We start from the raw sequence: 12,555 nt of genomic DNA, 5'->3' as shown, positions 1-12,555 counted from the left end.
GTCAAGCCGCTGGGGTCGAGGCCCATAGTTTTGACATCTTGGCAGGGAATGCAGGCGGCCGGCTTTGGACGAGCCCCCTGCACCCCAAAAAGATTAAGGCTTTGAGCGGGCTTGCCGGTCGCGCCGGTGCTAGCGCGGCAGTTGGGAACCGGCGGTGATTTGCCGGCCGGGACATTAGGTAACGATCGCCTTGAGAGGATGCCGCTTATGAATCCGGCCGACGTGGCTCAGTCAGCCCTTCCGGTTGCCGCTTCCGCGGACGTGTCGCTGATCGCGCTGTTCTGGCAGGCTCACTGGATCGTGAAAGCGGTGATGCTGGGGCTTCTCGCCTGCTCGGTCTGGGTCTGGGCGATCGCCATCGACAAGATCTTCCTGTTTGCCCGCACCCGCCGCTCGATGGACCGCTTCGAGCAGGCTTTCTGGTCCGGCGAGTCGATCGAAGACCTCTATCGCACGCTCTCGGCCAAGCCGACGCATTCCATGGCGGCCTGCTTCGTCGCGGCGATGCGCGAGTGGAAGCGTTCGTTCGAGAGCCAGGCCCGCTCGGTCGCAGGCCTTCAGATGCGCATCGACAAGGTCATGAATGTCTCGATCGCCCGCGAGGTCGAGCGGCTGGAACGCCGGCTGCTGGTGCTCGCCACCGTCGGCTCCGCTGGCCCCTTCGTCGGCCTGTTCGGCACCGTCTGGGGCATCATGTCGAGCTTCCAGTCGATCGCGGCGTCGAAAAATACCTCTCTGGCGGTGGTGGCCCCCGGCATCGCGGAGGCGCTGTTTGCGACCGCCGTCGGCCTTATCGCCGCCATTCCTGCCACTATTTTCTACAATAAGTTCACCTCCGAGGTGAACCGGCAGGCCCAGCGGCTCGAAGGCTTCGCCGATGAATTTTCAGCCATCCTGTCACGCCAGATCGACGAGCGGGGCTGACGGACGGCATGTATAGTGTGAAGGGCAATTTGGGCACCAGACCATGGGCATGAACGTTGCGAGTTCGTCCGGAGGCGGTGGGCGCCGTGGCCGGCGCAAGCCGGTCGTGGCCGAAATCAACGTCACGCCGATGGTGGACGTGATGCTGGTGCTGCTCATCATCTTCATGGTGTCGGCGCCGATGCTGACGGTCGGCGTGCCGCTCGACCTGCCGCAGACCCAGGCCAAGAGCCTCGAAAACAACGACCAGAAGCCGATCCAGATGTCGGTCGACATCAAGGGCAAGGTGTTCATCAACGACGCCGAGATCGCGATCAACGAACTGATCCCGAAGCTGAAGGCGATCACGGACGCGCGCGGCGGGCTCGAGGAACGCATCTATCTGCGGGCCGACAAGAAGGCCGATTACGGGACGGTGGCCAAGGTGATGGGCCAATTGTCCGGCGCAGGATTCAAGAAGCTGGCGCTCGTCACGGAAGCGGATCAGGGGTAGACCGTGAAGGTGAAGGTCGACAAAACACTCGTTGCGTCGATTGCCCTCCACGTCCTCGTGCTGGGATGGGGGCTCGTCACCTTTAGCAGCAGGGCTTTCGTCGCGCCGGAAGAGTCGCTGCCGATCGACATCATCTCCACCGACCAACTCGCGCAGATGATGTCGGGGCAGAAGACCGGCGACAAGAAAGAGCCGAAGCCGAAGGTCGAGAAGATCGCGGAAGCCAAGCCCGAGGAAGACGCCGTCGGCAAGGTCACCGAGAAGAAAGAGCTGATCAAGACCAACTCGACACCCGAGCCGCCGCCCAAGCCCGTGGCTGAAGCCAAGCCCAAGGAAGAGCCGAAGCCGCCGGAAAAAAAGCCTGACCCGGCCAAGGAAGATCCGATCGCCGAACTGCAGAAGAAGCTCGAAACCAAGAAGCCGCCGCCCAAGCCGCCCGAGCAAAAGGTCGCGGCGGTGCAGCCGCCGCAGCAGCCGAAACCCAAGGAGCGCAGCTTCGATCCAGCGCAGATCCAGCGCGATCTCGACAAGCGCGCCGCGACCCGGCACGAACTCGCCGGCTCGACGCTGAATGCGTCGGCCTCGCTGGGATCGACGACCGGAACGGCCGCCAACAACATTGCGACCTGGCGGGGAGCGTTCCAGGGGGCGGTGAAGCGCTGCTTCACGCCGACCTATAACGGGCAGGATGCGGATCAATACGAAGCCGACATCGACATTCCCATGAAGATCGACGGATCGCTCGCCTCCGAGCCGATCGTCGTTGCGGTGAGGGGACCGTCGCGGTCGATCGCACAGGCGGTGGCGGAGAGTGCCAGACGCGCCATCGTGCAGTGTCAGGTCTATTCGTTCATGCCGAAGCAGCAATACGAGAGCTGGAAGCTCATTCCGATGACTTTCGGCCTGAAAGACATGTTGTGACATCCGAACAAAAGAATTTTGCGATGAATGACGTTCGATCGATGAACCGCCGCCGCTTCATGACCCTGACCGGATCGACGCTCGCGATGCTGGGGGGCGGCCACGCCTTCGCCCAGGGTCAGCCGCGGCTTCGCATCGATCCCACCGAGTTTCGGCCGATCCCGATTGCGATCACCAACTTCGTGCCGGGCTCGCCGGCCGACGGCGATGTCGGCAACGGCGTCACACAGGTCATCACCAACAATCTGAAGCGCTCGGGCCTGTTCGCGCCGGTCGACCAGGCCGCTTTCATCGAGCGCATCAGCAACATCGACGTCGCGCCGCAATTCGAGAACTGGAAAACCCTCAACGCGCAAGCCCTCGTCACCGGCCGCATGACGCGGCAGCCGGACGGACGCCTCAAGGCCGAATTCCGCTTGTGGGACGTGGTCACCGGCCAGCAGCTCGCCGGCCAGCAATATTTCACCTCGCCGGAATATTGGCGCCGCATCGCCCACATCATCTCCGACCAGATCTATGAGAAGCTGACCGGCGAGAAGGGCTATTTCGACAGCCGCGTGGTGTTCGTCGACGAGACCGGGCCGAAGGAGCGCCGCGTCAAGCGGCTCGCGATGATGGACCAGGACGGCGCCAATGTGCGCTATCTGACCCGCGGCTCCGACCTCGTGCTGACGCCGCGCTTCTCGCCGAACTCGCAAGAGATCACCTACATGGAGTTCGGCCAGGGCGATCCGAAGGTCTACCTGTTCAACATCGAGACCGGCCAGCGCGAGATCGTCGGCAACTTCCCGGGCATGACCTTTGCGCCGAGGTTCTCGCCAGACGGCCAGCGCGTCATCATGAGCCTGCAGCAGGGTGGCAATTCCAACCTGTTCGTGATGGATCTGCGCTCGCGCTCGACCACGCGCCTCACCGACACGCCCGCGATCGACACCTCTCCGTCCTACTCCCCGGACGGCACCCGCATCTGCTTCGAGTCCGATCGTGGCGGCAGATCGCAGATCTATGTCATGGCCGCAGGCGGCGGAGCGGCGCAGCGCATCTCTTTCTCCAAGGACGACAACAACGCCACCTATTCGACGCCGGTGTGGTCGCCGCGCGGCGATTACATCGCCTTCACCCGGCAAGGCGGCGGGCAGTTCTCGATCGGCGTCATGAAGCCGGACGGCTCCGGCGAACGGCTTCTTACCTCCGGCTATCACAACGAAGGTCCGACCTTCTCGCCGAACGGCCGCGTGCTGATGTTCTTCCGCGATCCCGGCGGCAGCGGCGGGCCGTCGCTGTTCTCGGTCGACATCTCGGGACGAAACGAGTTGAAAGTGCCGACGCCGGGCTTCGCCTCCGACCCGGCATGGTCGCCGTTATTGTCCTCGACATCGGGCTAGCCGCCCGTCCTCGGTGCGCGATGATTTGACCGCGCGCCTTTTTCGAAAACTTGGCGCGATGTTTCCCCGCGATAATTGTTCTTTAAGGTTGCACTCGGCAAACTTTTCCCATCGGTTTGTTTCTATTGATGTATTTCGACTATTGGTCGCTCAAAACAACTCGACTTTAACGATGTTCCCTCAGAAAGACTTCATACCGGATCGGTAAAACTGCGCTCCAGACAGGACGCGCGTAAACACCAGATGCAGTTTGCAAGTCAGAGCGGAGAGCCGGAACAGCGGCCGCCGAAAACTTCGGCGGCGCAAATCGATTCGCTGTTCGAAGCGCCTGGTCCGCTGCTGGCAGGACTCATTTTCGTGTCGATCGGTGCGGCCCTCACCGCCCTGAGGACGGGCGAGCCGCTGATCTGGGCGTGTGTCGCGCTTCTTGTCCTGGCCGGGTCCGCACGGGCGATCGACCTGCGCCTCTATCAGGCACGTCAGTCGGCCATGACAGTCGAGGCGGCCGCACGCTGGCAGAAGCGCTATCAGATCGGAGCCAAGATCCAGGCGGCTGCGATCGGCATCTGGTGCGCCACGGCCCTGTTGGCCACGGACGACGCCGTGGCCCACATGATCGCCTTGTCGGTCACCACCGGAATCGCGGCGGGCGGCGCGGGCAGGGCATATGGCCGGCCTGCGATCTTCCACCTCCAGGCCGTGCTGATTTTCGGTCCGGCCGTGCTTGCCTTGGCACTGCGTGGAACGCCCTACTACATCGCGATGGCGCTGGTCAGCGCCGCGTTCCTGATGGCGATCATGCAGCTCTCGGTGAATCTGCACCGAATCTTCATGGGAGCGGTCGTGGCACGGGAGCGTGAAGCCGCGCTCGCCGGACAGTTCGATACGGCGCTGAACAACATGCCGCACGGCCTCTGCATGTTCCGCGTCGACGGACAGCTGGCGGTCATGAACCACCGCTTCGGCGCAATGATGAATCTGCCGGAAGGTCTTGCGCAGCGCGGCGTCAACGCGCGTGACATCGTCGCGGCATGCGTCAGCGCCGGATCCATCTCGGCTGGGAGCGGCGAGCGGATCGTCGCGGACATCGAGAGTTCGCAAGCCACGGAGATCATCACCGCCGACCCCGATACGCAGCGAAACCGGTCGTTGTCCTGGACTGTCCAGCCGATGGCTGACGGTGGCGCAGTGGTGCTGCTCGAGGACATTACCGACCGTCGCAGCGCCGAAGCCAAGATCACGCATCTGGCGCGCTACGACGACCTCACCGCGCTGCCCAACCGCGTTCATTTCCGCGATGAGATCGAACGGCTGCTGGCGATCTCGCACGATGCCGAGCGCCTGTCTGCGCTCTTGTTCGTCGACCTCGACCAGTTCAAGCAGGTCAACGACACGCTCGGCCATCCCTGCGGCGACCAGCTCCTGTGCGCGGTCGCCAACCGTCTGCGCGAGATGCTGCGCCCGGAGGATTTCGTCGCCCGCTTCGGCGGTGACGAATTCGTCGTGTTCCAGGAGAACATCTCCTCGCCCGAGGACGCCGCTGCGCTGGCGCGCCGGATCGTCGAACGGCTGAGCGAGCGCTACCGCATCGACAATCATCTGGTCGAGATCGGCGCCAGCGTCGGCATCGCGTTGACCGCGCCGGAGGGCATCAGCGCGGACACGCTGCTCAAGAACGCCGACATGGCGCTGTATCGGGCCAAGGCCGACGGCCGCGGCACCTTCTGCTTCTTCCGCGACGAGATGGCGGCGACCGTCGAGGCGCGCCGCATCCTCGAGCTCGATCTGCGGAAGGCGCTCGCTAACGAGGAGTTCGAGCTGTTCTACCAGCCGCTGGTCAATCTGAAGTCCGGCAAGATCACGACGTGCGAGGCGCTGCTGCGCTGGAATCATCCGGTGCGCGGCACGGTCTCGCCGGTCGACATCATCCCGGTCGCCGAGGACATGGGCCTGATCGTCGATCTCGGCCGCTGGATCCTGCGCCGCGCCTGCATGGAATGCATGAAATGGCCGGAGGGCGTCAGCGTCGCCGTCAACTTCTCGCCGCAGCAATTCCACCAGCGCGACGTCTTGAGCGAAATCCGCTACGCGCTCGAGGTTTCGGGGCTCCCGGCGCATCGGCTGGAGATCGAGATCACCGAATCCTCGCTGTTGCGCAACACCCAGCTCACGCACGACATCCTGTCGCAATTGCATGCGATCGGCGTGCGCATTTCGCTGGATGATTTCGGCACCGGCTATTCGAGCCTCAGCTACCTGCATAATTTCCCGATGCAGAAGGTGAAGATCGACCGCTCCTTCCTCGAAGGCATCGATGCCGACCGGCCGCTGACGCTGCTGCGCGGCGTGGCGCGGCTATCGGCCGATCTCGGCATGGCCGTCGTGGTCGAGGGCATCGAGACCAATGATCAGCTCGAGCTGATCAGCGCCGACGGCACCGTGACCGAAGGGCAGGGCTATCTGTTCAGCCGGCCGGTGCCGGCGGTCCGGATTCGCCAATTGCTCAATGCCTCGCATGGCCGTCGCGGGGCTGAGGACCAGATCGTCATGGTGTCCTCGCGATCGATCGCCTGATCTTTCACTGCCTGCTCCCTCAACGCCCTTGGCTCTTGTTCGCCCGTGTTTTTGCGGGCTGCAAAGGTTAACCCTAACGTTTCTAAGCCTTTGCAATTCCGTTAATGAACCATTAATCTCGTCACACTCGCAGAAGTTGCTTTGGAGTGTAGGGGTACTGGATGACGTCTGGAGCTGAACCGCAAACGGTGCTCCTTCCGCGGGGAGCCGCTCTGTTTGACCGCATCGATTACCGCCTGATCGAAACTCCTGAGGACCGAGACAACCTCTATCTGATGCGGTACCGGGCCTATCTGCACGCCGGACTGATCGAGCCGTCGGAGTCGCGGCGCGTGACCGATCGCTTCGATGATGCGCCCAACACCTGGAATTTCGGGGTCTATGTCGATGGAGAGCTCTGCAGCTCCGTTCGCATTCACGTCCTGACGTCGGACTGGCGGATGTCCTACACGACCGAAGTGTTTGGCGACGTCCTGCATCCCCGCCTCGACCGCGGCGAGGTTCTCATCGATCCATGCCGGTTTGTTGCTGATCCCGAAAAGCACCAGCGTTTTCCGGAGCTGCCCTATCTGACGGTGCGGCTGGCTTTCGTGGCTTGCGATCATTTCAACGCCGACACCGGGCTGGCCATGATCCGGACCGATCATCAGGCGTTTTATCGTCGCATCTTCCTGCACGAGACCATTTCACCGGAGCCCCGCGGGTTTCCGGGCTGGCCTACCAAGAAGGCCGTGTTGATGGCGTCCGATTTCCGCAACCAGCGGGAAAAGGTCCTGACGCGCTTTCCGATCATGCGCTCCAGCGCTTTTGAGCGGCGCATGTTGTTTCAACGCAGCAGCCCGCGCCAGGCGGCCCCGCGCCCGGTGTCGCTGGCCACGCAGCGGACCCCTGATGTCGCCGCCTCGGCAACCGGTTCTGCCCGCTAGGCCCCAGGGTCTGGCCTCAGGGTCTGGGCCGAGGGGCTCCACGCGACGAGCCTAAAATTCCAGCAAAGGCCGCGGTTTTTGCCGGTCGGCGCAGCTTGCCTTCACCATCGCGCCACATTTACAACCCATTAACCATGACGTTTGCTTTTCGCTGGTTGGGGGCATTTGACCGGCTGTGGCAAGGTTCCATCAAGGTTGACGGAACGTTCGCTTAACCAACCCCCTGTAGACCGGACAGCAGTGGACGAAACGTGAGCGTGGAGGCTCCGGAATGAAACATCCTATGCGCATCCTCCAGGGATTGAAGCTGGCCGCGGTGCTTGCCGTCGCGTTGTCGATGGGTGCCTGCGCCAACAAGAACTCTGCCACGGATGCGATGGCCAACGCGGCGACGCCGGGCAGCCAGCAAGACTTCGTCGTCAATGTCGGCGACCGCGTGTTCTTCGAAAGCGACCAGACCGATCTGACCCCGCAGGCGATCGTGACCCTGGAGAAGCAGGCGCAGTGGCTCCAGAGCTATCCGCGCTACAGCTTCACCGTCGAAGGTCATGCCGACGAACGCGGCACCCGCGAATACAACATCGCGCTCGGCGCTCGCCGCGCCCAATCGGTGCGTTCGTTCCTCGCCTCGCGCGGCATCGATCCGAACCGCATGCGCACGATCTCGTACGGCAAGGAGCGGCCGGTGGCCGTTTGCAACGACATCTCCTGCTGGTCGCAGAACCGCCGCGCCGTCACCGTGCTGAACGCGAGCTCCTGACGACCGGTCAGGCGCCGTTCATCTTCAGAAACCGATTATGCCGGCGCCCTTTCGGGCGCCGGTTTCGTTTCAGCGATCTGTGACAGAAACCCGTTTGTTACAGTCACAGTTTTGGCGTACTCCCCTTCAATGTGTGGCGCGTCGAATGTTCGGTCGCAGGCCATTTCGCTTTCGTCGTCAGGGCAAGATGTCATCCAGATTTAAGGTCTTCACCGGCACCGTGGCGATCGCCGCGCTGCTCTCTTTGTGCTCGCCCGCCCTCGCACAGTCGGACGATGCAGATCCCGAGATGCGGATCGAGCGGCTGGAGAACCAGCTGCGCCAGCTCACCGGCCAGAACGAAGAGCTGCAATATCGCAACCGCCAGCTCGAAGAGCGGCTGCGAGCGCTTGAGGGCGGCGCGCAAGGTGCGCCCGGCCAGGCGGCGGTCCAGCCCAACGTCGCGGCCATGCCGCCCGCGCAAGCCGCGCCGGCCTATCGCCAGCAGCCGCCGCACCAGCAAGCGGCCCAGCCGAATTACGAGCAGCCGCAGATCGCCTCTCCCGCGCCGATCGTTCAGGAGCAGCCAGCGCCCGGCGCGCCGGGCACGCGCCGCCGCGGCGATGCCTTTGACCCGAACCAGAGCCCGAATGCGCCGGGTGCGCCGCGCGCGCTCGGCGGCGGGCAGCAACCGATGCCTGCAGGTGCCCCAAGCGGCGCGCCCGGCGGCCGTGGCGCCGGCGAACCGCTTGATCTCGCCAACACCGGTCCGCGCTACCAGCAAGGGGTGCCGCCGGCAGCGCAGCCCGGTTATCCGCCGGCCCAATCCGGATCTCCGGCATCATCAGGCGCCCCGGCGCTGACGACCCTGCCGCCCTCGGCCACGCCGCGCGACGAATTCGACCTCGGCATCGGCTACATGCAGCGCAAGGACTATGCGCTGGCCGAGCAGACCATGAAGAATTTCTCGCAGAAATATCCGAGGGACCCGCTGCTCGGCGACGCGCAATACTGGCTCGGCGAGAGCTATTTCCAGCGCCAGCAATATCGCGACTCCGCGGAAGCCTTCCTCGCCGTCACCACCAAATACGACAAATCCGCCAAGGCGCCGGATGCGCTGCTGCGGCTCGGCCAGTCGCTGGCCGCGTTGAAGGAGAAGGAGGCCGCCTGCGCCGCCTTCGGCGAAGTCGGCCGCAAATATCCGCGCGCTTCCGCCGGCGTCAAAGCCGCGGTCGACCGCGAGCAGAAGCGGGTGAAGTGCTGACCCGCGGCGATTGATCCTGACAAGGCGGATCGCGCTGCGCTAAACATTCGGTCCATCCGCGGACGATTGCAGCGTCATGTCAGACGACAACTCACCGATCTCGGCGCGTGAGGCCAAGCGCCTCTTCGCAGGCCTGAAAGGCGCGCAGGGACTATTGCTCGCGGTCTCCGGAGGGCCCGACTCCGTCGCGCTGATGTGGCTTGCGGCGCGCTGGCACCGCAGCCTCGCGCGCGGCCCGCGTCTCAGCGTCGTCACCATCGACCACGGCTTGCGGCCGGAGGCGGCGCGCGAGGCGCGCGAGGTCAAGCGTCTGGCGACCGGGCTTGGCTTGCCGCACCGGACCGTGCGCTGGCGCGGGGCAAAGCCGAAAACGGGACTGCCGGCCGCCGCGCGCGAAGCCCGCTACCGTCTGCTTGTGCAGGCCGCGCGTGTCGCCGGGGCGAGCCACGTGCTGACCGCCCACACCCGCGACGACCAGGCCGAGACCCTGTTGATGCGTCTTGTCCGCGGCAGCGGATTGGTCGGGCTGTCGGCGATGGCCCGTCTCACCGAGCGCGGCGGCGTCGTCCTTGCGCGTCCGCTGCTCGATGTTCCGAAGGCGCAGCTGATCGCGACCTTGAGGAGGGCGAAGATCAGCTTTGCCGACGATCCCACCAACCACGACGCTGCCTTCACCCGGCCGCGGCTGCGTGCGCTGCTGCCGCAGCTCGCGGCGGAGGGCGGTGATGCCCGCAGCCTGGCTCGGCTCGCGGCAAGGCTGGCGCGCGCCAATGCGGCCGTCGAGGTGCTGACCGATGGAGCCGAGCGCTTCCTCCGTTTGCGGGATCGCGGCGATGCGCCGCAGGCCGGCCTTCGAAGCCTCGAGGCCTCCGCGTTTGCCGCCCTGCCGGAGGAGGTCCGGCTGCGGATCCTACTGCGGGCCATCAACGCGTTCGGGCACGAGGGACCGGCGGAACTCGGCAAGGTCGAATCCCTCCTGGCCGTACTCGATCAGGCCATTGCCTCGCGTCCCCGCGCACCCGCAAATGGCCGGCCAGCCCTGAAGCAGACGCTTGCAGGAGCCCTGATCAGCCTTGCCGGGGAGCGTATCCACATCGCGCCGGCGCCGGCCCGGCGCAAGGGGGGATAAGGCGGATCATGGCACCGGCTCGTTTCGCGACCGCGCCGTGAGGACACCTTAACCAGGCCGGAAAAAGCGGGATCAGGGCGCCATTATTTCAGCGGGAATCGGACTAAGATGGGCTAAATAGTCCCATCTCGTTCCCTTGGCAGCGACCGGAGCGACACCTAGATTGTATCCGTCTAACCGAGAGGATTCCTTGGGGATTTCCTCGCGCTGCCCAAATAACTGCCCAAGGCTCAGGCCGCGATCCGCGCGACCACGAAGGAAGATCGATGAACGCCAATCTGCGCAATTTCGCCCTCTGGGTCATCATTGTCCTGCTGCTGTTGGCGTTGTTCACGCTCTTCCAGAATCCGGGTCAGCGCGCCTCCTCGCAGGACATCGCCTTCTCCCAGCTCCTGAGCGAGGTTGACCGCGGCAATGTGCGCGACGTCGTGATCCAGGGGCCGGACATTCACGGCACCTTCACCAACGGCTCGAGCTTCCAGACCTATGCGCCGAGCGATCCGACGCTCGTGAAGCGCCTCTATGACAGCAAGGTGCAGATCACCGCGAAGCCGCCCGGCGACAACGTGCCGTGGTTCGTCTCGCTCTTGGTCTCCTGGCTGCCCTTCATCGCGCTGATCGGCGTGTGGATCTTCCTGTCGCGACAGATGCAGGGCGGCGCCGGCAAGGCGATGGGCTTCGGCAAGTCGCGCGCAAAAATGCTGACTGAAGCGCATGGTCGCGTCACCTTCGAGGACGTCGCGGGCGTCGACGAAGCCAAGCAGGACCTGCAGGAGATCGTCGAATTCCTGCGCGACCCCGGCAAATTCCAGCGCCTCGGCGGCCGCATTCCGCGGGGCGTGCTGCTGGTCGGCCCTCCCGGCACCGGCAAGACCCTGATCGCGCGTGCGGTCGCGGGCGAAGCCAACGTGCCGTTCTTCACCATTTCGGGTTCTGACTTCGTCGAGATGTTCGTCGGCGTCGGCGCCAGCCGCGTCCGCGACATGTTCGAGCAGGCCAAGAAGAACGCGCCCTGCATCATCTTCATCGACGAAATCGACGCCGTCGGTCGTCATCGTGGCGCTGGCCTCGGCGGCGGCAATGACGAGCGCGAGCAGACGCTGAACCAGTTGCTGGTCGAGATGGACGGCTTCGAGGCCAACGAGGGCGTGATCCTGATCGCCGCGACCAACCGTCCCGACGTGCTCGATCCCGCGCTGCTGCGTCCCGGCCGCTTCGACCGTCAGGTCGTGGTGCCCAACCCGGACGTCGTCGGCCGCGAGCAGATCCTCAAGGTCCACGTCCGCAAGGTGCCGCTGGCGCCGGATATCAACCTCAAGACCATCGCGCGCGGCACCCCGGGCTTCTCCGGCGCCGACCTGATGAACCTCGTCAACGAAGCCGCGCTCACCGCCGCCCGCCGCAACAAGCGGATGGTGACCCAGGCCGAGTTCGAGGAAGCCAAGGACAAGGTCATGATGGGCGCCGAGCGCAAGTCGCTCGTCATGACCGAGGAAGAGAAGCTGCTGACGGCCTATCACGAGGGCGGCCACGCCATCGTCGGCCTCAACGTCGTCGCGACCGATCCGATCCACAAGGCGACGATCATTCCGCGCGGTCGTGCGCTGGGTATGGTCATGCAGCTGCCCGAGCGCGACAAGCTGTCGATGTCGCTGGAGCAGATGACCTCGCGCCTTGCCATCATGATGGGCGGCCGCGTCGCCGAAGAGCTGATCTTCGGCCGCGAGAAGGTGACTTCGGGTGCGTCGTCGGACATCGAGCAGGCGACGCGTCTGGCGCGCATGATGGTGACGCGCTGGGGCCTGTCCGAGGCGCTCGGCACCGTGTCCTACGGCGAGAACCAGGACGAGGTTTTCCTGGGCATGTCGGTGTCGCGCACCCAGAACGCATCGGAGGCGACGGTTCAGAAGATCGACACCGAGATCCGGCGCTTCGTCGAAGAAGGCTACAACGAGGCAACGCGTATTCTCACCGAGAAGCGCGCCGATCTCGAAGCTCTCGCCAAAGGCCTGCTCGAATTCGAGACGCTCTCCGGCGACGAGATCATCGACCTGCTCAAGGGCAAGAAGCCGAACCGTGAGTCCGTGCTTGAGCCGACCACCCCGCGCGCCTCCGCCGTGCCGCCGGCCGGCAAGTCGCGCCCGCGGCCCGATCCGGATCCCGGCCTGGAGCCGCAGCCGCAGGCGTAATCGAGAGCGGC

Annotated in this window: 10 protein-coding genes; all 10 read left to right on the top strand. The window is 64.6% G+C overall.

Annotated elements, in window-relative coordinates; genetic code table 11:
- The first annotated feature begins 207 nt into the window (after window positions 1–207).
- The 10 genes from tolQ (at window position 208) to ftsH (ending at window position 12,544) form a co-directional block, all read left to right on the top strand.
- Complete coding sequence (gene tolQ, locus AC0L27_RS24595; RefSeq protein ID WP_007596319.1) at window positions 208–924, top strand: protein TolQ; 717 nt, start codon at window positions 208–210, stop codon at window positions 922–924.
- A 43-nt stretch (window positions 925–967) separates the two neighbouring features.
- Window positions 968–1,417: a protein TolR gene (tolR, locus tag AC0L27_RS24590; RefSeq protein WP_018453789.1), complete on the top strand. Its 450-nt coding sequence runs from the start codon at window positions 968–970 to the stop codon at window positions 1,415–1,417.
- A 3-nt stretch (window positions 1,418–1,420) separates the two neighbouring features.
- Window positions 1,421–2,338, top strand: a complete 918-nt coding sequence (locus AC0L27_RS24585; protein WP_473320571.1) for a protein TolA — start codon at window positions 1,421–1,423, stop codon at window positions 2,336–2,338.
- Window positions 2,339–2,379: 41 nt separating this feature from the next.
- Complete coding sequence (tolB, locus tag AC0L27_RS24580; RefSeq protein WP_275169703.1) at window positions 2,380–3,723, top strand: Tol-Pal system beta propeller repeat protein TolB; 1,344 nt, start codon at window positions 2,380–2,382, stop codon at window positions 3,721–3,723.
- A 243-nt stretch (window positions 3,724–3,966) separates the two neighbouring features.
- Window positions 3,967–6,297, top strand: coding sequence for a putative bifunctional diguanylate cyclase/phosphodiesterase (locus tag AC0L27_RS24575; RefSeq protein ID WP_354204695.1), 2,331 nt, complete (start codon window positions 3,967–3,969; stop codon window positions 6,295–6,297).
- Between the two features lie 161 nt (window positions 6,298–6,458).
- On the top strand, window positions 6,459–7,223 hold the full coding sequence (locus tag AC0L27_RS24570; RefSeq protein ID WP_275169598.1) for an N-acyl amino acid synthase FeeM domain-containing protein: 765 nt from the start codon (window positions 6,459–6,461) through the stop codon (window positions 7,221–7,223).
- 271 nt (window positions 7,224–7,494) lie between these two features.
- Window positions 7,495–7,983, top strand: coding sequence for a peptidoglycan-associated lipoprotein Pal (gene pal, locus AC0L27_RS24565; RefSeq protein WP_026232595.1), 489 nt, complete (start codon window positions 7,495–7,497; stop codon window positions 7,981–7,983).
- A gap of 187 nt (window positions 7,984–8,170) precedes the next feature.
- The gene (gene ybgF / locus AC0L27_RS24560; protein WP_473320569.1) at window positions 8,171–9,226 is read left to right on the top strand and encodes a tol-pal system protein YbgF; all 1,056 of its coding nucleotides are present in this window, start codon (window positions 8,171–8,173) and stop codon (window positions 9,224–9,226) included.
- A 76-nt stretch (window positions 9,227–9,302) separates the two neighbouring features.
- Window positions 9,303–10,355, top strand: coding sequence for a tRNA lysidine(34) synthetase TilS (gene tilS / locus AC0L27_RS24555; protein WP_354204698.1), 1,053 nt, complete (start codon window positions 9,303–9,305; stop codon window positions 10,353–10,355).
- Window positions 10,356–10,621: 266 nt separating this feature from the next.
- The gene (ftsH, locus tag AC0L27_RS24550; protein WP_007596301.1) at window positions 10,622–12,544 is read left to right on the top strand and encodes an ATP-dependent zinc metalloprotease FtsH; all 1,923 of its coding nucleotides are present in this window, start codon (window positions 10,622–10,624) and stop codon (window positions 12,542–12,544) included.
- Window positions 12,545–12,555: the final 11 nt, after the last annotated feature.

The organism is Bradyrhizobium sp. Ken51, assembly GCF_055807435.1.
Note: the sequence above shows the minus strand (reverse complement) of the source record. Positions and strands in the feature narration are given on the sequence as shown.

Coding starts and splice junctions, on each gene's coding strand:
- tolQ (WP_007596319.1), top strand. CDS start 208: ATGAATCCGGCCGACGTGGCTCAGTCAGCCCTTCCGGTTGCCGCTTCC.
- tolR (WP_018453789.1), top strand. CDS start 968: ATGGGCATGAACGTTGCGAGTTCGTCCGGAGGCGGTGGGCGCCGTGGC.
- tolB (WP_275169703.1), top strand. CDS start 2,380: ATGAACCGCCGCCGCTTCATGACCCTGACCGGATCGACGCTCGCGATG.
- AC0L27_RS24575 (WP_354204695.1), top strand. CDS start 3,967: ATGCAGTTTGCAAGTCAGAGCGGAGAGCCGGAACAGCGGCCGCCGAAA.
- AC0L27_RS24570 (WP_275169598.1), top strand. CDS start 6,459: ATGACGTCTGGAGCTGAACCGCAAACGGTGCTCCTTCCGCGGGGAGCC.
- pal (WP_026232595.1), top strand. CDS start 7,495: ATGAAACATCCTATGCGCATCCTCCAGGGATTGAAGCTGGCCGCGGTG.
- ybgF (WP_473320569.1), top strand. CDS start 8,171: ATGTCATCCAGATTTAAGGTCTTCACCGGCACCGTGGCGATCGCCGCG.
- tilS (WP_354204698.1), top strand. CDS start 9,303: ATGTCAGACGACAACTCACCGATCTCGGCGCGTGAGGCCAAGCGCCTC.
- ftsH (WP_007596301.1), top strand. CDS start 10,622: ATGAACGCCAATCTGCGCAATTTCGCCCTCTGGGTCATCATTGTCCTG.